This window comes from Candidatus Eisenbacteria bacterium, from assembly GCA_035577985.1.
Lineage (GTDB): Bacteria > Desulfobacterota > Binatia > DP-6 > DP-6 > DATJZY01.
On sequence record DATJZY010000104.1, the window covers coordinates 14908 to 35457 of the forward strand.

Below are 20550 nucleotides of genomic sequence, written 5' to 3' on the forward strand. Positions count from 1 at the left end.
CCTTTCTAGCCCCGGATCGTTTGCGGAGTCCGGTGACTTTCGGGGTATTTTCGTGGCGTCGCGACCCAGAGGCGGAAGCGATCCATGTACAGGTAGACGACGGGGGTCGTATAGAGGGTCAGGAGCTGGCTCACGATGAGCCCGCCCACGATCGTGATCCCGAGCGGGCGGCGCAGCTCCGAGCCCATGCCCGTCCCGAGCGCGAGCGGCAGGCCCCCCAGGAGGGCGGCCATGGTCGTCATCATGATGGGCCGGAAGCGCAGCAGGCAGGCCTCGTAGATCGCCGCCTCGGGCGACTTCCCGTGCTCGCGTTCCGCCTCGACCGCGAAGTCGATCATCATGATCGCGTTCTTCTTCACGATGCCGATGAGCAGCAGGATCCCGATGAGGGCGATCACGCTGAGGTCGGTCCCGCACAGCAGGAGCGCCAGGATCGCCCCCACGCCGGCCGACGGCAGCGTCGAGAGGATCGTCAGCGGGTGGATGTAGCTCTCGTAGAGGATGCCGAGCACGATGTAGACCGTGACCAGCGCGGCCAGGATGAGCAGCGGCTGGTTCGCGAGCGAGGCCTGGAACGCCTGCGCCGTGCCCTGGAACGTCGCGTGGATGCCGGCGGGGATGTTCAGCTCGCGCTCGGCCGCTTCGATCGCCTGCACCGCGTCGCCGAGCGCGACGCCGGGCGCGAGGTTGAACGAGATCGTGATGGCGGGGAACTGCCCCTGATGGTTCACCTGCAGCGCCGTCGTCGTCGGCGCGAAGTGGGTGAACGCGCCCAGCGGCACCTGGGTGCCGTTCGACGAGCGGACGTAGATGCTCTTCAGCCCCTCCGGGCTCTGCCAGAAGCGCGGCGCGACCTCCATCACCACGTGGTACTGGTTGAGCGGCGTGTATATCGTCGACACCTGGCGCTGGCCGAAGGCGTCGTAGAGCGCCTCGTCGATCGTCTTGGCGCTGATGCCGAGGCGCGCGGCGGTGTCGCGGTCGATGACCAGGTTCGCCTCGAGGCCGCGGTCCTGCTGGTCGCTCGACACGTCGGTGAGCAGCGGGATCGTCTGCAGCTTGCGGAGGATGCGCGGTGCCCACAGGTTCAGCTCCTGCAGGTCGTCGTCCTGGACCGTGAACTGGAAGAGGGCGTTGCTGAGTCGCCCGCCGACGCGGATGTCCTGGATCGCCTGGAGGTAGAGGCTCGCTCCCGGAACGGCGGCGAGCTTCGGGCGCAGGCGTCCCATGATCTCGTTGGCGGTGGCCTGGCGCTCGTCTCGCGGTTTGAGCGCGACGAACACGCGCCCCGTGTTGCCCGTCCCCTGACCGCCGCCCGTGAAGCCGACGACCGACGCGACGCCGGGGTCGGCCATGAGGATATTCACGAACTCCTCGAGCTTCTGCTCGAGCGACTGGAAGGAGATGTGCTGATCGGCCTGGAGCGCGCCCATGAGCCGCCCGTTGTCCTGCTCGGGGAAGAATCCCTTGGGAACGACGGTGAAGAGGTACACGTTGAGACACGCGGTCGCGATCGCGACGGCGAGCGTCAGGCGCGCGTGCCGCAGGACCCACGCGAGGCTTGTCTCGTAGCGGGCGAGGAGCCAGGCGAAGCCCCGCTCGCTCAGGCGATAGAAGCGGCCATGCCGGACCTCGTGGTCGGGGCGCAGGAAGCGCGCCGACATCATGGGCGTGGTCGTGAGCGAGACGACGAGCGAGATCGCGACCGCGACCGTCAAGACCACCGCGAACTCGCGGAACAGGCGGCCGACGATGCCGCCCATCAGCAGGATCGGAATGAACACCGCCACCAGCGACGCGCTCATCGAGAGGACCGTGAACCCGATCTCGCGCGCACCCTGGAGCGCGGCGTCCATCGGCGACAGGCCGCGCTCGAGGTGCCGCGAGATGTTCTCGATCACCACGATCGCGTCGTCGACCACGAAGCCGGTCGAGATGGTGAGCGCCATCATCGACAGGTTGTCGACGCTGTAGCCGAGCAGGTACATGACGCCGAACGTGCCGATGAGCGAGAGCGGCACGACGACGCTCGGGATCACCGTCGCCCACACGTTGCGCAGGAAGACGAAGACGACCAGGATCACGAGCGCGATCGAGATGAGCAGGCTCACCTCGACGTCGGCGATGGACGCGCGGATGATGACGCTCCGATCGACCATGACGCCGAGATCGACCGCCGCCGGGATCGACGCGCGGAGCAGCGGCAGGAGCGCCCGCACGCGATCGACGGTCGCGATGATGTTCGCCCCCGGCTGGCGGAAGAGGATCATCACCACCGCCGGCTTCCCGTTCGCGAAGCCCACCGTGCGCACGTCCTCGGTCGCGTCCGTCACCTCGCCCAGGTCCGACAGGCGCACGGCGGCGCCGCTGCGATAGGTGACGATGAGCGGCTTGTACTGCTCGGCCTTCAGGAGCTGATCGGTCGTCGCGATGGTCCACGCGTCGTTGCCGCGCGCGACCTCGCCCTTGGGACGGTTCGCGTTGGCGGCGGCGAGCGCGGTGCGCACCTCGTCGAGCCCGATGCCGTAGCGGCCGAGGGCGCCGGGATTGAGGTCGACGCGCACGCCGGGGAGCGCGCTGCCGCCGACGAAGACCTGGCCGACGCCCTCCACCTGCGCGAGCTTCTGCGCCAGGATCGAGGCGGCCGCGTCGTACAGGCGCCCCGTGTCCACGGTGTCCGAGGTGAGCGCCAGGACGAGGATGGGCGCGTCGGCCGGATTCACCTTGCGGTACTGCGGATTGTTGGGGAGGGTCGTCGGAAGCTGCCCGCGCGCGGCGACGATCGCGGCCTGCACGTCGCGCGCGGCGGCGTCGATGTTCCGGCCGAGGTCGAACTGCAGCACGATCGTCGTCGAGCCGAGCGAGCTGGTCGACGTCATGTCGGTCACGCCCGCGATGCGACCGAACTGACGCTCGAGCGGCATCGCCACCGCCGAGGCCATGGTCTCCGGGCTCGCGCCGGGCAGCGCCGCGGAGACCTGGATGGTCGGGAACTCCACCTGCGGTATCGGCGAGACGGGCAGGAGGCGGAACGCGATCGCGCCGGCGAGAGCGAGCGCCAGCGTCAGCAGCGTGGTCGCGACCGGCCGCCGGACGAAGGGCGCCGAGATGTTCACCGCGCCTCCAGCCCGACCCGGTGCGGGGGCGCGGCCCGCCGCGACGCGAGACGCCGCGCGAGGCGATCGAAGGCGAGGTAGACGACCGGCGTCGTGTAGAGCGTCAAGAGCTGCGAGAGGAGGAGGCCGCCCACGATCGTGATGCCGAGCGGGCGGCGCAGCTCCGCGCCCACGCCGGTGCCGAGCGCGAGCGGCAGGCCGGCCAGGAGCGCCGCCATCGTGGTCATCATGATCGGCCGGAAGCGCAGCAGACACGCCTCGTAGATCGCCGCCTCGGGCGGCTTCCCCTCGCTGCGCTCCGCCTCGAGCGCGAAGTCGATCATCATGATCGCGTTCTTCTTCACGATGCCGATGAGCAGGATGATGCCGATCAGCGCGATCACGTTGAGATCGTTGCGGCAGAGCAGCAGCGCCAGGATGGCCCCGACGCCCGCCGACGGCAGCGTCGAGAGGATCGTCAGCGGGTGGATGTAGCTCTCGTACAGCACGCCGAGCACGATGTAGACGGTGACGAGCGCGGCGAGGATCAGGAGCGGCTGGTTCGCGAGCGAGGCCTGGAAGGCCTGCGCCGTGCCCTGGAAGCTCGCCTGGATGTCGGGCGGAAGGCCGATCTCGCGCCCCGCGTCCGTGATCGCCGTCACCGCCGCGCCGAGCGACGTGCCGGGCGCCAGGTTGAAGGACAGCGTCACCGCCGGGAACTGTCCCTGGTGGTTCACCGCGAGCGCGGTCGTCGTCGGCACGACGTGCGTGAACGTCGCGAGCGGCACCGGCTCACCGTTCGGCGGCCGGACGTAGACGTGCTCCAGCGCGCCCGGACCCTGCTGGTAGCTCGGGTTCACCTCCAGCACGACGTGGTACTGGTTCAGCTGCGTGAAGATCGTCGACACCTGGCGCTGCCCGAACGCGTCGTAGAGCGCGTCGTCGATCATCTGCGGCGTGATGCCGAGCCGCGAGGCGGTGTCGCGATCGATCACGAGCATCGTCTGGAGCCCGCCGGTCTGCTGATCGCTCGCGACGTCGCGCAGCTCGGGCAGCGCGCGGAGCTTCTCGACCAGGCGCGGCGCCCACTCGTGCAGCTCGACGGCGTTCGCCGACTCGATGCTGTACTGGTACTGCGTGCGGCTCACGCGGTCCTCGACCGTGAGGTCCTGCACCGGCTGCATGAAGAGCGTGATGCCGCCGACGGTGGCGAGCTCGGGCTGGAGGCGGCGGATGACCTCGGTCGCGCCCACGCCGCGCTCCTCGAGGGGCCGGAGGTTGATCTGGATGCGGCCGCTGTTGGGCGTCGTGTTGACGCCGTCGACGCCGATGAACGACGACAGGCTCTGCACCGCGGGGTCGCGCAGGATCACCTTGGCGAGCGCCTGCTGGCGCTCCGCCATGGCGCTGAACGACGTCGTCTGCGGCGCCTCGGAGACGCCGAGGATGACGCCGGTGTCCTGGACCGGGAAGAAGCCCTTCGGCACGACCACGTAGAGCAGGATCGTGGCGGCGAGCGTCGCGATCGCGACCCACAGCGTCGCCGTCTGCCGCTCGAGCACCCAGCGCAGCGACGTCCCGTAGCGGGCGATCACGGTCTCGAAGAAGCGCTCCGACGCGCGGTAGAAGCGGCCCTGCGCGGCCTCGGGCTCGTGGCGCAGGAGCTTCGCGCACATCATCGGCGTGAGGGTGAGGGAGACGATCGCCGAGACGAGGATCGTCACGCTGAGGGTCACGGCGAACTCGCGGAAGAGGCGTCCCACGATGTCGCCCATGAACAGGAGCGGGATCAGCACGGCGATGAGCGACACCGTGAGCGACACGATCGTGAAGCCGATCTGCTCCGAGCCCTTGAGCGCCGCCTCGAGCGGGGTGTCGCCCGCCTCGATGTAGCGGGCGATGTTCTCGATCATGACGATGGCGTCGTCCACCACGAAGCCGGTCGAGATGGTGAGCGCCATGAGCGAGAGGTTGTCGAGGCTGTAGCCGAGCAGGTACATGACGCCGAACGTGCCGACCAGCGAGAGCGGCACTGCGACGCTCGGGATGATGGTGGCCGAGACGCTGCGCAGGAACAGGAACAGCACCATCACGACGAGGGCGATGGTGAGCATCAGCTCGAACTGCACGTCGGCGACCGAGGCGCGGATGGTGGTCGTGCGGTCGGTCAGCACGGTCACCTGCACCGCCGACGGCAGCGCCGCCGTGAGCTGCGGCAGGAGCTTCTCGATCCGGTCGACGACGCCGATGATGTTCGCGCCCGGCTGCCGCTGGATGTTCATGATGACGGCGGGCTCGTCGTTCATCCAGGCGGCCTGCTTCACGTTCTCGGGCGCGTCGACGACGTCGGCGACGTCGTCCACCCGCACCGGCGCGCCGTTGCGATACGCGACCACGAGCGGACGGTAGTCCTCGCTCGACAGGAGCTGGTCGTTGGCGGCGATGGTGTACGCCTGCGCCGCGCCGTCGAACGTGCCCTTGGCCTGGTTCACGTTCGCCTGCGCGATGGCGGCGCGCAGATCCTCGAGGCCGAGCCCGTAGGCGGCGAGCGCCGTGGGATTCGCCTGGATGCGCACGGCGGGCTTCTGGCCGCCCGAGAGCGTCACGAGGCCGACGCCCGGGAGCTGCGAGATCTTCTGCGCGAGGCGCGTGTCGGCGAGGTCCTGGACGGTCGAGAGCGGCAGCGTCTTCGACGTGAGCGCGAGCGTCAGGACGGGCGCGTCGGCGGGGTTCGTCTTGCTGTAGATGGGCGGGTTCGGGAGGTCGCGCGGCAGGTAGGTCGCCGCCGCGTTCATGGCGGCCTGCACCTCCTGCTCGGCCACGTCGATGTTGATGTCGAGCGTGAACTGGAGCGTGATGACGGAGCTGCCGAAGGAGCTGGTCGACGTCATCTGCCCCAGACCCGGCATCTGCCCGAACTGACGTTCGAGCGGCGCGGTGACCGACGACGCCATCACGTCGGGGCTCGCACCCGGGTAGAACGTCAGCACCTCGATGGTGGGATAGTCGACCTGCGGGAGCGCGGAGACGGGAAGCTGGCGATACGCGGTGATGCCCGTCAGCACGACCGCGACCATGAGCAGCGAGGTCGCGACCGGCCGCAGGATGAAGAGGCGCGAGGGGTTCATGCGCCGCCCGGCGCGCGGACCTGCACGGTGGCGCCGGGGCGCAGCTTGTCGACGCCGTCGACCACGACCACCTCGTCGGCGGCGAGGCCCGTCTCGACGGCGGCGGCGTCGTTCGAGGTGGCGCCGATCGTGAGCGGCCGCACCTCGACGGTCTTGTCCGGTTTCACGACGTACGCGAACGTTCCCTGCGGTCCGCGCTGGATCGCCGCCGACGGCACGAGGACGGCGTCCTTGCGGACGTCGAGCATGAGGCGGACGTTCACGAACTGGTTCGGGAAGAGCGCGCCGTCCTGGTTCTCGAACACGGCCTTCAGCCGGCTCGTGCCGGTGCTCTGGTCGATCTGGTTGTCGACGGTGACCAGGCGTCCCTTCGCGATCTCGTGCTGGCCGGCGCGGTCGTACGCCTCGGCCACCAGCGTCTCGCCGGCGTGGAGCTTGGCGAGCACGGGCGGCAGATCGTCCTCGGGGATCGTGAAGAGGACCGCGATCGGCTGGACCTGCGTGATGACGACCAGACCGTTCTGGTCGGTCGCGTGCACCATGTTGCCGGCGTCGACGAGGCGCAGCCCGGCCCGCCCCGTGATCGGGGCGGTGATGCGCGCGTAGTCGAGCTGGAGCTTGGCGTTGTCCACCGCGGCCTGGTCCGACCTGACGGCGCCCTCGAATTGTCCGACCGTGGCGGCCTGGTCGTCGACCAGCTGCCTGGCGATGAGCTGGCGCGCGATCAGCTCGCGATCGCGCGTCAGGTTCAGCCTGGCCGCCGTCAACTGCGCCGTGTCGCGGGCGAGCTGGCCATCGGCCTGCTCGAGCTGGACCTGGAACGGGCGCGGATCGATCTCGGCGAGGAGGTCGCCCTCGTGCACGAGCTGGCCTTCCTCGAACGCGACGCGCATGAGCTGGCCGTCGACGCGGCTGCGGACGGCGACCGTGTTGAACGCGGTGACCGACCCGAGACCCGAGAGATAGACCGGCATGTCGCCGCGCCGGGCGGTCGCGACCACGACCGGCACCGCGGGCGCGCCGTGCCCGGGCACCGCGCCGGGCGCCGGGCCGCCCGCCGTCGGCGCCAGCACGCGGTAGCCGGCGACGACCAGGAGCCCCAGCACGAGGAGCCACAGCCATCGGCGGCGGACGAGGATCGCGGGATAGGTGGAGACGGTCGCGTTCGAGTCCATGGTCAGGCCTTCGTGCCGGAGCCGTTGCTGCCGTTGCGTGCGGTCCGCAGGCCGCGGATCGCCGCCAGGGAGAAGCGGGTGACGTGATCGGCGATGCGCGCGATCTCTTTGGCGGGAACGAGGTCGGGATAGAGCCGGGTGATGACGGCGGCGGAGTGCCGGTAGAACACGCACTGCCCGACGATGCTGAGCACGCACAGGCGCACGGTGTCGGCGGCGGCGTCCGGCCCGAGCAGCTCGCGCACGATGGTGGCCAGGTTCTCGTGGTTCGCCCGCATGCGCTCGCGCACCAGGCGGTCGAGCACTGCGGTGGGATCGATCATCTCGCGCGCCATGAGCTTCGCGTGCCAGGCGGGCCGCCCGCGATCCAGCAGGCGGGTCAGGAACGATTCGACGTGCGCGCGCAGGCGCACCTGGGGCTTGGCGCCGGAAGCCGCCGGCGCCTCGGTGGCCGCCGCGTGCGCGCGGGCGCACTCGTCGGCGTAGTCGACGACGGCGGTGTAGAGCCGCTCCTTGTCGCCGAAGTGGTAGTGGACGGCGGCGATGTTGGCCGCGGCGCGCCCGCAGATCTGCTGGATGGTGGCGCCCCGGAAGCCCTCTTCCGCGAACACCTCGCCCGCGGCCTCGAGCAGCCGCCGGCGGGTCTCGGCCGACCTGGACCCCGGCTGGGTCAACGTAAAATCCTCATTTCAAATACACGATTAAAATGAGAGGTGGGGAGTGTCAAGCAGGGTGGGGATGCGCGCGCCTGACCGCGATTTTGTTCTGACCGCACCCCATGGGTAAGCCCAAGGCACTTCCTCTGCGGCGTGCTCTCCAGTGAGCAGCGCCCCTCCACCCTCTCGGGATGAGGTCTACCTCCAAACAGATGGCTTCTGGGTCCTCGCCTTGCCGCCATCGGGCGGATGGTCCCGGCGCGTAAGATCGACGTCACGCCACAGTATTCGCCGATCGGATCGCTTCGACATGTTGCGCGACCGAATCGTTGCGGCGTGGAGAGTCGAACTGCGGCAAGCGGAGCTTCGGGGACGATAAAGAGCTACCAGTCCCGCCCGAAGCGATTCACGCGATGGCAGCACCAACTCTATCCAGCGCAGGCATTTCCCAAGTCATTCACCGCTTGACGAATCGCGCGCGAAGCTGTTACGCGCGAGCGTATGCTCCGGTACGTCGTGCTGGGCCTCCTCAACGAAGGAACGCCCAAGCATGGCTACGCGCTCATGAAGGAGTATCGCGATCGCGTCGGCGTGCAGATGAGCACGGGCAGCTTCTACCGCGACCTCCAGTGGCTGGTTGCGAACGACTTCGTTCGCGTCGTCGATCGTGCATCGGACAGCGATCCAAGACGCACGCCATATCAGATCACCGAGCCTGGACGAGCAGAGTTTCGCCGCTGGTTCACTGACGTGACGCAGGTGACGACCGGGGGAAACCACGAGGACGAGCTTTCGGAGCGCGTTGCGTTTCTCGCCGACGTGTCCCCGACCGAGGCCGTTGCAGTGCTCGACCAAGTGCAGGACGACCTCTGGATCAGAACGAAGGCACTCGAGCGCGCGCGAAGCGTAGCCCTGATGGATGCCGCCAAGCAGGAAACGCATGGCCTCCCTGTGCGTGCAATTGTCCTTGCTCGCCGTCTTCGCCACATTGCGGCAGAGCTGGCCTTTTTGGCGGATCTTCGGCAGACCTACGATTCATGGCTCACCGACGGGGCGGCAGCGTGCGATTCGATGCCCGCGTCCGGTGCAAAGCCGGTTGCGCGTCCGCGAGCTGAGGCCAAGTCGCGGCGGAGGTAGATGATGGGCTTTTTGCGAATGCCGCGACGGTTTCTCCGCGGCGGCATGACGCGAATGCTCTTCACGGTAGCAGCCGTGGCCTGTGGCGTGGCGCTCGTCTGTGCGATCGACCTCGTGAATCGCGCGGTGTACGCATCCTTCGTCGATATCCTCGATACGATGGCTGGGCGCGCGTCCCTGCACGTCTCGGCGGGGGGAGGAGCGCTGTTGCCGGAGGACGTCGCAGAGACGATTCGAAAGGTTCCGGGCGTCGAGCTCGCGGTCCCGGTCGTCAGCTCTTGGGCCTTCACGACGGATGGAACGGGCGAGCAGCTCACGGTCCACGGCATAGACGTCACGAGTGATGACGCGATCCGCGTCTACGAGCCCGGTGAGTCATCGCCGGACCTCGACGACCCGATCGTATTTCTGAACAACCGTGACTCGGTCGTCCTGACGGAGGTCTTCGCACGTCGGCACGGGTTCGCCATCGGTGATGCAATCGACCTCGACACACCGACAGGCCGCCAACGCTTCGTCGTGCGTGGGCTCCTGGCGCCAAAGGGAATCGCACGAATACAAGGTGGCAACCTGCTCGTGATGGACATCGACGCTGCGGAGCTTGCGTTCACGCGACGCGGCCTCGTGAATCGGATCGACGTCGTGGTTCGTCGCGACGTCGACGTCTCAACCGTTCGCTTCGGGATCCTTTCCGTTCTTCCGCCAGGTCTTCGGTGCGAAGCACCGGAGCAGCGCCGCCTTGATCTGCACAAGGTGATGCGATCGGTCCAGACGCTGCTGCAAGCCGTAGGCATCTTCGGTCTCTTCGCGGCCTTCCTGATCGCCTACAGTCGGCTCTCGGCCGTATTCGAGGCCCGAGTAGGGCAACTCGCCATTCTGCGAGCCGTCGGTGTCCGAACGAGCCGGGTCCGGTGGGAGCTCCTGAAGGAAAGTGCCCTCGTCGCGCTCGCCGGTATCGCGCTTGGGGTACCTTCGGGGATTGCCCTTGGCCACGGTCTTCTACCGGTTATCGCCACGACGACGGCGATCGGAGCCAAGCTTGTCACCGCCGACGCCATCATCGCCGTGCGTCCCGAGTCGATTCTGCTTGCCGCGAGTCTCGGGCTCGCGTCCGTGGTGTTCGCCGCCCTGATCCCGGCACGAAGGGCAGCGACCGTCCCGGTGGTGGAGACGCTTCGCAACCAGAGTGTCGAAGACACCCGCGCGTCTTCGCAGAGCGTCCTGGGCCCCGTCTTGGCGTGCGTCGCTGGCGTCCTCGTCGCGCTGCACCTGGCATTGGGATCGGCGAGCACGGGCCTCGTCGCCAGTGCACTCGTCGTGGTTTCGGTTGCAGTGCTGAGTCGCTCGCTACTTACCCTACTCGCGACCCCTCTCGGCGTACTCGGGGTGCGGATCGGGGGCGCACCAGGGCGGTTCGCCGTCGCGAACCTGTTGCGAGCCCCACGCCACACGGCATTGACCATCGCGACCTTGGGGGTCGGATTCGGCACGGTACTATGGCTGTGGACGCTTGCGAGGAGCTTCGAACAATCGGTGATCGCGGTCATGCCCGGGGTGCTGCGCGGGGATCTCGTGGTCAGCTCGGCCAACGTGGGCGCCGGATACGTCGAAGCTCCCGTCGACGACGTCATTCTGGGCGAACTGGCTGCAGTCCCTGGCGTGGCAGCGATCGTCGGTGAACAAACTGCCGACTGGCACTATGCCGATGGCCCGATTGCACTCAATGCGTTCGATCCCAGCTATTTCGCGGATTCGGTCTTCGGCGAATGGCGGCTCGTCGGGCGGTCGCTTCCGAACGCGATGCACGCAGTCTCGCGAGGCGACGGTGTCCTGGTCTCGGAAAACTTCGTGCGCAATTTGGAGCAGGGCGTCGGCGACTTGCTCACGCTCGAGACCCCGAACGGACCCGTGAGTCTGCGCATAGTCGGGATGACACGCGACTTCCTCTCCCCGCGAGGAACGGTCATCCTGAGTCGGGACTTGTATCGCGAAGTCTGGCGCGACACTCACGTAACCCACGCCCTGGTACGCGTATCGCCCACCACAACCCCCGAGGCGGTCCGCGACGAAATCCAGCGATCCCTTGGAACGCGATACCACATTCGGGTGCTTCGACTCGGCGAGCTCGTAGAGTGGTTTGCGGAGCAGGTCCGTCGCGCCTTCACCGGGCTCGACGTGCTCGCGGGATTCGTGCTCGTCGTCGTCCTCGTTGGGGTCGGCGACTCGCTTGCGCTCGGGATGCTGGAGCGAACTCGCGAGCTTGGTGTCGCCCGGGCGCTGGGGGTGCGACGTCGCGTACTCGGGTGGATCATCGTGGGCGAGGCCTTGATTCTCGGCGTCATTGGTGTCGTCGTCGCGATCGTCATCGGACTGAGTCTCGGCGTCTTGTGGGTCGAGTCGACGTTCCCCGCTCTGCTCGGCTGGACACTCACGCTGCACACGCCGGTCGCGCAGACGGCCGAACTGGCGATCGTCGCCATCGTCATCTGCTTGGTCGCCGCTTGTCTGCCTGCCCTGCGGGCTATTCGCCTGGACCCAGCCACGGTGCTTCGAGCGGAGCAATGATGAATTTCGCCGTTGTTCTCGACAGCGTGACGAAGTGCTACGGCCACGGCGCCAATACTGCGACCGTCATCAACGCAGTCAGTCTCAGCGTCCCCGCGGGCGAGTTCGTATCGATCATGGGGCCGAGCGGTTCTGGGAAGAGCACTCTCCTCAATCTCATCGCCGGCCTGGATACCCCGACGACGGGGAGCATCGTCGTTGAAGGACAGGACATGACGTCGATTCCTGACGACGAGCGTAGCGATCTTCGGCTTCGACGCATCGGCTTCGTGTTTCAGAGCTTCAATCTCTTCCCGACGTTCACGATCGAAGAGAACGTCATGTGGCCCCTTGAGTTCAGCGGTGTCGGAACACGAGACGCGCTCACACGTGCGAGGGCGGTCCTCGATCAAGTCGAGCTGAGTCCTGCGGCATACGGCCGTCGCCCGTCGGAGCTGTCGGGAGGAGAGCAACAACGGGCGGCGATCGCGCGCGCCCTCGTGGGGGGGCCGACGTTGATCCTTGCCGATGAACCCACGGGAAATCTCGACTCACGCACCGGGCAACGCGTCCTCGACTTGCTGCGGCGGTTGAATCGCGAAGTGCCGCTCACGGTGATCCTGGTCACTCACAGCGCGCTGGCCGCCACCTACGGCGACCGAACCGTCGAGCTTCGCGATGGTCGGATCATTCGCGATGTGCGCCCGCCAGCCGACGCGAGCGGGCGTGTACTTCCGCTTCGCGAGTGAACGCCCGGCGTTCGTGAACCGGCGGGTCCAGACCGAGGACCCCTTATGATACCAATCACCACTCTGGTATCATAATCGCGCCCTTGTGGAACTACGGGGCCTACCAATAATGCAACCGACTGATTTCTCTGCGGAATGTAGGGGCTCCTTGGTCAAGGCGCAGCACACCGGCTGTGCATTCGTGCCCCCACCTCTGCCGCGTATAGTCGCTATGTCACCGAATTTAATTTGGAAACTGTCCAGCGCGGACCGTACCGTCGGGAGGCTCGGCGGCGTGGGGGTCTCCCAGTTGAGTCCCACTCTTTTGCTGCGGCCGCTGGCACGCCGCGAGGCGGTTCTCTCCAGTCGGATCGAAGGTACGGCGACGACCCTCGAACAACTGACCCTCTTCGAAGCCCGAGCCGGCGGGCCGGCGCCTCCGGATGCGGTCGAAGTGTTCAACTATCACCAGGCGCTGCAACACGGGCTGGATCCCCATCGGGCAGTTCCGATGAGCCTACGGCTCATACGAGAGCTCCATCGCATCCTGATGCACGACGTGCCCCGATCGGATCCGACGCCGGGCGAGTTTCGTAGGGAGCAGAACTTCATCGGCGTGCCGGGACGGCCACTCGAGGCGCGCTTCGTTCCGCCACCGGTTCCTCAGATGCACGCGTGTCTCGATGACTTCGAGAAGTTCCTGCACGCGAGCAACACGATCCCTCCACTCATCCGGCTCGCGATGATCCACTACCAGTTCGAAGCCATTCATCCGTTCTTCGACGGCAATGGTCGCGTCGGGCGCCTCCTACTCAGCTTGCTCTTGTGCGAATATCAGATCCTTCCCACGCCGCTTCTGCACTTGAGCGCGTTCTTCGAGGCCAATCGTGAAAGGTACTACGACGCCCTTCGCCGCGTCAGCACTCACAACGATTGGGAGGGATGGTTCGACTACTTTCTGGACGCCGTCGTTGCCGAGTCGCAGGCTACCATGGACCGCATTCACAGGATCAATGCGCTGCGCGACACGTACCACGACCAACTGCGATCGGCGAAACAAACTGCCTTGACGGCGCGTGCGGTGGATGAGTTCTTCGTCCTGCCGATCACGACGGCGACTGCCATCGCGAAGAGCCTGGGCATCACCTATCGAGGCGCACAAAAGATCCTGGGCCGCCTTCAGCGGCTCGGCATGGTGCGCCTCATGTCCAAGGAGCGTCGCCGAGGGCGCCTCTATTGGGCGCCCGACGTATTGAAAGCCTTCGAAAAGGGATAGAGGAGTGTCGAAGTCAGGTGTCGGTCCGAGCCAGCCAACCCTGCGCACGCAACAGGGCGAGTTCGCAACTTAGACCAGGCCCGAACGCCATCATTACGCCCAGTTGGCCCTCCGCAATGGGTCGGCGTCGAAGCGCCTCGAGGATGAAGAAGACCGTTGCGGAGGACACGTTGCCGAAGGCACGCCACACCTCCCACGACGCCGCGACTTCGTGTGCGGCGAGGTGAAGTCGCTCACTGACAGTTTCGAGGACGCGAGGACCGCCGGGGTGTATGATCCAAAAGCTCACGTCATCTCGTCGAACGTTGTCCGCCAGGAGGAAGTCTTCGAGCGTCCCAGGAAGGCGGTCACCGACGATTTCGGGGAGATCGGGGGAGAGACACAGGCGAAGTCCGGTATCCGAAAGCCGCATTCCCAGCGCGTCGGTGGTGTTCGGCCACAGGACGGTTCGCGCTGCGAGAATCTCCGGCCCGTTGCGTGTAGCGGCGAGTCCGACGACGGCAGCCGCGGCCGCGTCCGCGAAGAGTATGTTGCCGATGACATCAGCCGGCGCGACGTCGCGGGTTTGCATGCACGACGAGCAGAGCTCGACGCTGATCACCAACGCATGACCAGCGCGTCGAGTGAGCAGCTCGGTTGCCAGCCCTATGGCTCCGACGCCGGCTGAACAACCGAGCTCGGTGATCGGCACACGTCGCGCGTGTGGCGGGATGCCGAGACGCGGGATTATGTAGGCGTCCACTGACGGCAGCATGTAGCCCGTACACGAGACCGTGATCACAGTGGCGACGTCGACCGCATCGATCCCCGCGGCCTCGAGAGCGCGGCGCCCGAGCTGTTCGGCGACCTCGCACACCCGGCGTTCATAGACACGGGATCGCGCCCCGGGCCCCATTTTCTCGAGCTCGTCGAGGGGTGTCTCGACGAGGCGTCGTTCGATGCGCGACCGCTCGACAGTCTGTCGAAAGCGTGCAGCGCCTTCGGCGCCGCCGGCGAGCCGCGGGAGTATCGCGAGCGTGTCCTGCTGCGAGATGCTCCACGGTGGCGCGTGTGTGACGAGGCTCAGCAGCTGCGGCGGCGCCGTCACCGCGGCTTCCACTCCACCCGCATCCGCTTGATGCCGTGGATGAAGCCCGAGAACAGCATGTCCGGCTCGCCCACCACGTGGATGTCGGGCAGCGTCCGGAACAGCTCCTGGAACATCACCCGGATCTCCTGGCGCGCGAGGTTCGCGCCCAGACAGTAGTGCGCGCCGCCGCCGCCGAAGCCCACGTGCTCGTTCGGCGTGCGCGTCACGTCGAAGCGGTACGGGTCGGTGAACGCGGCTTCGTCGCGGTTGGCCGAGGTGTACCACAGGACCACCTTCTCGCCCTCGCGGATCTTCTGGCCGGACAGCTCGACGTCGCGCGTGGTGGTGCGGCGGAAGTGGATCACGGGCGTCGCCCAGCGGACGATCTCCTCCACCGCCGTCGGGGCCACGCCGTCGAAGTCGGCCATCCACTTGCGGCGCTCGTCGGGGAAGTCCGTGAGGGCCTTCATGCCGTGGCTGATGGCGTTGCGCGTGGTCTCGTTGCCAGCCACCACCAGCAGGATGAAGAACGACGCGAACTCGGCCGTCGTCAGCCGGTCGCCGTCGACGTCGGCGGTCATGAGCACGCTCGTGATGTCCTCGCGCGCCTTGGCCGCCCGTTCCTCGCCCAGGGCCTGCGCGTACTGCGACAGCTCGATGGCCGCCGCCATGAGCACGTCCATGGTGACGCCGAACTCCGGATCGCCGATGCCGAGGATGGTGTTCGACAGCTCGAACATCCGCCGGTTGTCGGCCTCGGGAATGCCCATCATGTCGCAGATGATCTTGAGCGGCAGCGGTGCCGCGATCTCCTCGACGAAGTTGCACGAGCCCTTGGGCGCCACGGCGTCGACGATCCGTCGCGTCGTCGCGCGCACGCTCTCTTCGAGCGAGGCCACCATGCGCGGCGTGAAGCCGCGGTTCACCAGCTTGCGCAGCTTCGTGTGGCGCGGGGCGTCCATGTTGATCATGGAGCCGAAGAACTCGAGCAGCTCGATCGGCAGGTCGCCGATGTTGGAGCCCTTGCCCGAGATGAACGTCTCCGAGTCGCGTGAGGCGCGCACCACGTCGGCGTAGCGCGTGAGCGACCAGAAGCCGGGTCCGGCCGGAAAGCCGATGAACTCGGGCTCGGCGTGGAACGACACGGGACGCTCGGCGCGCAGCTTCGCGAAGATGCCGGCGCGATCCTTGCGCGCCCAGACCTCGGGCGAGCCGAGCTTGATTTCGTCCAGCGGAAGATCGGTGGTGGGGATGGGTGTCACGCGCCCATGAACCCCACCGGACGGCGCCCCGTCAAGCTGCGGGGGGACGGCGTCTACCCTTTCGGCGCCGTGGCTTCGATCGGATACCCCGCCTCGCGCCACGCCTTCATCCCGCCGTCGAGCGCCACCGCGCGCACGTAGCCCATCGTCCGCAGCGTGTCCGCGGCGAGCGTCGAGATCTTTCCGAACTCGCAGCACGTGACGACGCGCACCGTCGGGTCGGGAAGCACCTGGTCGATGCGCAGCTCGAGCTGGCCGCGCGGCACGTGGCGCGCGCCGGGAATGTGTCCGGCGTCGAAGGCGTCCCGCTCGCGGATGTCGAGCACGACGATCCCGCCGCCGCCCTCCACGCGATCACGCAGCGCCTCCATCGACATGAACGCGATGCGCTGCGCGGCCTCGTCGAGGAGCTGGGCCACCGTCTTGCCGCCGGTCCGGTTGGTCCGCAGCGCCTCGGTCAGGTGATCCGGCATGCCGAGGTTGAGGGCGCGCATCTGCTCGACGAAGGCGGCGCGATCGCGCTTCTGGAGGCGCGGGTTCTCGGCTTTCTCCTGGCCGATCGTCGTCGGCGGCGTGTTCTTGTAGTTGTGCCCCGGGTACACGGCGAGGGAATCGCCCTGCCGCAGCAGCTTTCCGAACAGGCTCTCGTGAAGCACTTCGGGATCGCCGGTCGGTAGATCGGTGCGCCCGGTGGCGCCGCGCAGCAACGTGTCGCCGGTCAGCACGCGATCCGAGAGGACGAGCGAGATCGAGTCGTCGGTGTGGCCCGGCGTGGCGATGGCTCGCATGCGCAGCTTGCCCGCGATCAGCGTCTCGCCGTCGTCGATCCTCACGTCGACGTCCGGCGCGATGCTCGCGCGGTGCATGACCCGCGGGATGCCCAGCCGTCGCGCCAGCTCGAGCGACGCCGAGAAGTGATCGGCGTGCGTGTGCGTGTCGATCACGTAGTGGATGCGGACGCCGGCCTTGCCGACGAGGGCAAGCGTGCGGTCGATCTGCGAGAGCTCCGGATCGACCACCACCCCGGCGCACGTGTCGCCGCACGCGATCACGTACGAGCAGCAGCCACCGGAGCGGATCTCCTCGAAGATCATGCGAGGGCTATAGCTTGGTTTTCGTTCCCGACTCCAGGGGTGCGATCCGCACGGGTTGCTGGGAACGTGGCCTTTGAGGCACAAGTCGAACGTGCTGCCCGACGAGGAGCTGCGCCCCGAGCAGATGGCCGTGCTGCGTCGGATGACGCCGCAGGAGCGATGGGCCGTGGCGCGCGAGCTCTATTGGTCCGCCCGCCGACTCAAGGCGGCGTTTCTGCGCGATCTGCACCCTGACTGGTCGGCGGAGCAGATCGAGGATGAAGTGAAGCGCTGCTTCCTCCATGCCCGATCCTGACCTGATCGCACTGTTCGTGCGGCCCCTGTCCCAGCTCGGGGTTCGCTATATGGTCAGCGGGAGCATCGCGGCAATGTTGTTCGGCGAGCCGCGTTTCACGAACGACATCGATCTCGTGGTCTTCCTCACCCCGGCGGACGTTCCAGGGCTCTCGCGCGTTTTCCCGCCATCCGACTACTACCTTCCTCCACCCGAAGTCATTGCCGTCGAAATCGCGCGCGAGCGCCGTGGGCACTTCAACGTGATCCACATGAGGTCTGGGCTGAAGGCGGACCTCTACACGTCGAATCGTGATGAGCTACACGACTGGGCGATAGGACGAGCGCGCACGTTCTCGCTGGAGGGCAGTGAGGTCACCGTCGCGCCGCTCGAGTACGTCATTCTTCGAAAGCTCGAGTATTTTCGCGAAGGGGGCTCGGAGAAGCACCTGCGCGACATCCGCACGATGGTGAGCGTCTCGGGTGACGAGCTGGATCGGACCGCCCTCGCCGACTGGCTGCGCCGTATGGGATTGGAAGAGCAGTGGGCGCGAGCGCAAGCCTGAGGATCTCTCAGCAATTGCGACCCGCTACGTTCCCCTGTAAGGCAGCGCGCCAACGTGACGGAGCTGCTGCAACCACTCCTCGACTGGTATCTGCGCTCGCTCGAGGCCGGCGGCTATCCGCTGGTGGCGCTGCTGATGGCCATCGAGAGCTCCATCGTGCCGTTGCCGAGCGAGGTCGTCGTGCCGCCGGCGGCGCACCTCGCGTGGACGAGCGGCATCCCGTTCCTCGGCGTCCGTCTCGGTGGCTGGACGGGGCAGATCACGCTCGTGATCGCGGGCGCGGTCGGCTCGTGGATCGGCGCCACGGCCATGTACTGGTTCTCGCGCATCGCGGGGCGCCCGCTCGTCATGCGCTACGGGAAGTACGTCTTCATCTCCCCGCACAAGGTCGAGGGCGCCGAGCGCTGGGCGGAGACGTACGGCCCGTTCGGCATCTTCGCGTCGCGCCTGCTGCCGGTGGTCCGCCACCTGATCGGCATTCCCGCCGGCATCGTGCGGATGAGCTACCTCTCGTTCTCCATCTACACCCTCGTGGGCTCGGCCCTGTGGTCGGCGGTCCTCTGCTACCTCGGCGTGCAGGTCGGTGCCGACATCAGCAAGGGCGAGATGCACCGGGTCACGCTCTGGCTCGCCGGATTCCTCGTGGTCGTGGGCGCGCTCTATTATCTCTTCGTGCACCGCCACATGAAGGCCGCGCGCGAAGCGTCCTGAGCGGCGCTACTGGTTCGCGAGCGGAAAGCGCGCCGAGCGCGCGAGCGGCTCGTGCTTGCCGCCGGCGGTCGTGTTGAGCTGGATCTCCGCGGCCGGCGCGCGCATCGGGGCCGCCAGCGCCACCTTCCACGCGGCCTGCGCGCGCAGCTCGCCACCCGCCCGGATGCGCTGCGTGCCCTTCCACGCGGCCGGCAGGTCCAGGTCGATGCGGCGCGTGCCGCCGGCGACCAGCACCACCTCGAGGTCGCTCACCTCGGCGTCCTTGCCGACGTTCTTCACCACCAGCTCGCCCGCCACCTCGACCTCCTTCGCCAGCTCGCGCGCGACGGCGATCGTGGGCGTGAAGGTCAGCTCGAGCTTCGGAGTCTTCTTCAAGAGACCGAACATGCTCATCCCTCCAGCAGGCGGTGCAGCCCCAGCTCCAGGCACCGGACGATCTCGTCGCGGCAGTGACGGAAGACGTCTTCGCTCTGCATCGCGGGGTCGGCGATGTCGCCGCTCTCGCCGGCGAGCTCGCGCAGCAGGACGACCGGCTTGCCGCCGGCCTCCGGGAAGTCCTTGGCGAGCATGCGGCGCTGCTCGTCAGTCATGGCCAGGATGACGTCGGCCTCTACGATCAGATGCCGCTGCCGCTTGAGGTCGGTCGCGCCCGCGCCCTCCGGAAGATGGATGCCGATGTCGCGCAGCACGAAGCGCGCGTCGAGCGAGACCAGGCTGCCGTCGCGCGCGAAGGGTGCGATGCCGCCCGAGCGCACCGCATAGCGGTCGGCGACACCCCTGGACGCGAGAAGCCGCAGCAGCACCGCTTCGGCGATGATGCTGCGGCTCGTGTTCGCGTGACAGATGATGAGGATGCGCCGGGGCGACGGCGTCGTGCTCACATCCCTCCGGCGAAGATGTCGTTCATCGTCTCGGGCTTGGTGACGCCCGTGGCGAGGGCTTCCTTGATCTTCTTGCCGAGCGCGGCGGCGTCCCACGTGGCCTGCTTCTCGTTCTGGACGCGCGTGGCCGAGTGCCAGCCCTTCATGGGCCACACGGTGCGGCCGCCGACGCGGAACACCTGGCCGTTGCAGCCGGCCGCGTCGTCGCTCGAGAGCCAGGCGACCAGCGGGGAGATGTTCTGCGGACCCCACACGTCGAACTCGCCCGCCTTCACCTCGCCGCCCATGAGGGCCGCGGTGGACGGCGTCGCGTCGACCGTGAGGCGCGTGCGCGCGACCGGGGCGATCGCGTTGGCCGTCACGCCGTACTTCTTCATCTCCTGCCCGATGATGATGGCCATCGTCGCGACGGCGGCCTTGCAGGCGCCGTAGTTCGTCTGGCCGACGTTGCCGAGCAGGCCCGCGTCGGACGCGGTGTTGATGATGCGGCCGTTCAGCTGGTTGCCCTTCTTGTGCTCCTCGCGCCAGTACTCGGTCGCGTGGCGGCACATGTTGAACGTGCCCTTCAGGTGCACCGCGACGACGGCGTCCCAGCTCTCCTCGTCCATGTTGAAGATCATGCGGTCGCGGAGGATGCCGGCGTTGTTGACGACGATGTTGAGCTTGCCGAAGGTCTTGATGGCCGTGTCGACGATGTTCTTCGCGGCCTTGTGGTCGGCGACGTTGTCGCCGTTCGCGATCGCGTCGCCACCCATCTTCTTGATCTCGGAGACGACCTCCTGTGCCGGGGTGGCGGTGGGGGCGCCGGTGCCGTCGAAGTGGGCACCCAGGTCGTTCACGACGATCTTGGCGCCGAGCTTGGCCATGAGGAGCGCGTGCTCGCGGCCGATCCCGCGACCCGCGCCCGTGATGATTGCGACTTTCCCTTCGAGCAGCATCAAAGAGCCTCCTTGGA

General features: G+C 67.4%; 17 protein-coding genes. 7 read left to right on the forward strand and 10 right to left on the reverse strand.

The genetic code is table 11. The features are described 5' to 3' along the window. Window positions 1-5: 5 nt before the first annotated feature. From VMS22_14465 to VMS22_14480, 4 genes are read right to left on the reverse strand one after another with little or no spacing between them, the layout of a single operon-like run. On the reverse strand, window positions 6-3116 hold the full coding sequence (locus tag VMS22_14465; protein HXJ35232.1) for a multidrug efflux RND transporter permease subunit: 3111 nt from the start codon (window positions 3114-3116) through the stop codon (window positions 6-8). Then, window positions 3113-6223 carry an MdtB/MuxB family multidrug efflux RND transporter permease subunit gene (locus tag VMS22_14470; protein ID HXJ35233.1) on the reverse strand — a complete coding sequence of 1037 codons (3111 nt, stop codon included), beginning with the start codon at window positions 6221-6223 and terminating at the stop codon, window positions 3113-3115. The genes VMS22_14465 and VMS22_14470 overlap by 4 nt, the downstream gene beginning before the upstream one ends. Beyond that, window positions 6220-7398 (reverse strand): MdtA/MuxA family multidrug efflux RND transporter periplasmic adaptor subunit, encoded by a 1179-nt coding sequence (locus VMS22_14475; GenBank protein ID HXJ35234.1) that lies wholly within the window; start codon window positions 7396-7398, stop codon window positions 6220-6222. Before VMS22_14475 ends, VMS22_14470 begins: the two co-directional genes overlap by 4 nt. Before the next feature lie 2 nt (window positions 7399-7400). Continuing rightward, on the reverse strand, window positions 7401-8072 hold the full coding sequence (locus VMS22_14480) for a CerR family C-terminal domain-containing protein (GenBank protein HXJ35235.1): 672 nt from the start codon (window positions 8070-8072) through the stop codon (window positions 7401-7403). Window positions 8073-8555: 483 nt separating this feature from the next. Here VMS22_14480 and VMS22_14485 point away from each other — a divergent pair, with 483 nt between their 5' ends. The 4 genes from VMS22_14485 to VMS22_14500 all read left to right on the forward strand — a co-directional run bounded on the left by VMS22_14485 (window position 8556) and on the right by VMS22_14500 (window position 13739). Then, a complete protein-coding gene (locus tag VMS22_14485; protein HXJ35236.1) occupies window positions 8556-9191 on the forward strand; it encodes a PadR family transcriptional regulator in 636 nt (211 codons plus the stop codon). 3 nt (window positions 9192-9194) lie between these two features. Beyond that, a complete protein-coding gene (locus VMS22_14490) occupies window positions 9195-11756 on the forward strand; it encodes an ABC transporter permease (GenBank protein HXJ35237.1) in 2562 nt (853 codons plus the stop codon). After that, window positions 11753-12484, forward strand: a complete 732-nt coding sequence (locus VMS22_14495) for an ABC transporter ATP-binding protein (GenBank protein ID HXJ35238.1) — start codon at window positions 11753-11755, stop codon at window positions 12482-12484. The genes VMS22_14490 and VMS22_14495 overlap by 4 nt, the downstream gene beginning before the upstream one ends. Before the next feature lie 211 nt (window positions 12485-12695). After that, window positions 12696-13739, forward strand: a complete 1044-nt coding sequence (locus VMS22_14500; protein HXJ35239.1) for a Fic family protein — start codon at window positions 12696-12698, stop codon at window positions 13737-13739. Window positions 13740-13752: 13 nt separating this feature from the next. Here VMS22_14500 and VMS22_14505 read toward each other — a convergent pair whose 3' ends face one another. From VMS22_14505 to VMS22_14515, 3 genes are read right to left on the reverse strand one after another with little or no spacing between them, the layout of a single operon-like run. After that, window positions 13753-14826: a type III polyketide synthase gene (locus tag VMS22_14505; protein HXJ35240.1), complete on the reverse strand. Its 1074-nt coding sequence runs from the start codon at window positions 14824-14826 to the stop codon at window positions 13753-13755. Beyond that, window positions 14823-16070 carry a cytochrome P450 gene (locus tag VMS22_14510; protein HXJ35241.1) on the reverse strand — a complete coding sequence of 416 codons (1248 nt, stop codon included), beginning with the start codon at window positions 16068-16070 and terminating at the stop codon, window positions 14823-14825. Before VMS22_14510 ends, VMS22_14505 begins: the two co-directional genes overlap by 4 nt. Window positions 16071-16123: 53 nt before the next feature. Further along, complete coding sequence (locus VMS22_14515) at window positions 16124-17164, reverse strand: rhodanese-like domain-containing protein (protein ID HXJ35242.1); 1041 nt, start codon at window positions 17162-17164, stop codon at window positions 16124-16126. A 91-nt stretch (window positions 17165-17255) separates the two neighbouring features. Between VMS22_14515 and VMS22_14520 the strand changes: the two genes are divergently transcribed. The 3 genes from VMS22_14520 to VMS22_14530 are packed head-to-tail and all read left to right on the forward strand — an operon-like array spanning window position 17256 to window position 18714. Further along, window positions 17256-17459 carry a hypothetical protein gene (locus VMS22_14520; GenBank protein ID HXJ35243.1) on the forward strand — a complete coding sequence of 68 codons (204 nt, stop codon included), beginning with the start codon at window positions 17256-17258 and terminating at the stop codon, window positions 17457-17459. Further along, window positions 17446-18003, forward strand: coding sequence for a hypothetical protein (locus tag VMS22_14525; GenBank protein HXJ35244.1), 558 nt, complete (start codon window positions 17446-17448; stop codon window positions 18001-18003). The genes VMS22_14520 and VMS22_14525 overlap by 14 nt, the downstream gene beginning before the upstream one ends. Before the next feature lie 54 nt (window positions 18004-18057). Beyond that, on the forward strand, window positions 18058-18714 hold the full coding sequence (locus VMS22_14530; protein HXJ35245.1) for a DedA family protein: 657 nt from the start codon (window positions 18058-18060) through the stop codon (window positions 18712-18714). A 6-nt stretch (window positions 18715-18720) separates the two neighbouring features. On the opposite strand, the gene VMS22_14535 is transcribed toward VMS22_14530, so the two are convergent. From VMS22_14535 to VMS22_14545, 3 genes are read right to left on the reverse strand one after another with little or no spacing between them, the layout of a single operon-like run. Beyond that, the gene (locus VMS22_14535; GenBank protein HXJ35246.1) at window positions 18721-19101 is read right to left on the reverse strand and encodes a hypothetical protein; all 381 of its coding nucleotides are present in this window, start codon (window positions 19099-19101) and stop codon (window positions 18721-18723) included. Between the two features lie 2 nt (window positions 19102-19103). Beyond that, a complete protein-coding gene (locus VMS22_14540; protein ID HXJ35247.1) occupies window positions 19104-19595 on the reverse strand; it encodes a hypothetical protein in 492 nt (163 codons plus the stop codon). Then, window positions 19592-20533: an SDR family oxidoreductase gene (locus VMS22_14545; protein ID HXJ35248.1), complete on the reverse strand. Its 942-nt coding sequence runs from the start codon at window positions 20531-20533 to the stop codon at window positions 19592-19594. The genes VMS22_14540 and VMS22_14545 overlap by 4 nt, the downstream gene beginning before the upstream one ends. Between the last annotated feature and the right edge of the window lie 17 nt (window positions 20534-20550).

Bases quoted from the DNA above. Each gene is read 5' to 3' on its own strand.
- VMS22_14490 (HXJ35237.1), top strand. From the start codon at position 9,195: ATGGGCTTTTTGCGAATGCCGCGACGGTTTCTCCGCGGCGGCATGACG.
- VMS22_14500 (HXJ35239.1), top strand. From the start codon at position 12,696: ATGTCACCGAATTTAATTTGGAAACTGTCCAGCGCGGACCGTACCGTC.
- VMS22_14485 (HXJ35236.1), top strand. From the start codon at position 8,556: ATGCTCCGGTACGTCGTGCTGGGCCTCCTCAACGAAGGAACGCCCAAG.
- VMS22_14470 (HXJ35233.1), bottom strand. From the start codon at position 6,223: ATGAACCCCTCGCGCCTCTTCATCCTGCGGCCGGTCGCGACCTCGCTG.
- VMS22_14475 (HXJ35234.1), bottom strand. From the start codon at position 7,398: ATGGACTCGAACGCGACCGTCTCCACCTATCCCGCGATCCTCGTCCGC.
- VMS22_14535 (HXJ35246.1), bottom strand. From the start codon at position 19,101: ATGTTCGGTCTCTTGAAGAAGACTCCGAAGCTCGAGCTGACCTTCACG.
- VMS22_14545 (HXJ35248.1), bottom strand. From the start codon at position 20,533: ATGCTGCTCGAAGGGAAAGTCGCAATCATCACGGGCGCGGGTCGCGGG.
- VMS22_14525 (HXJ35244.1), top strand. From the start codon at position 17,446: ATGCCCGATCCTGACCTGATCGCACTGTTCGTGCGGCCCCTGTCCCAG.
- VMS22_14495 (HXJ35238.1), top strand. From the start codon at position 11,753: ATGATGAATTTCGCCGTTGTTCTCGACAGCGTGACGAAGTGCTACGGC.
- VMS22_14515 (HXJ35242.1), bottom strand. From the start codon at position 17,164: ATGATCTTCGAGGAGATCCGCTCCGGTGGCTGCTGCTCGTACGTGATC.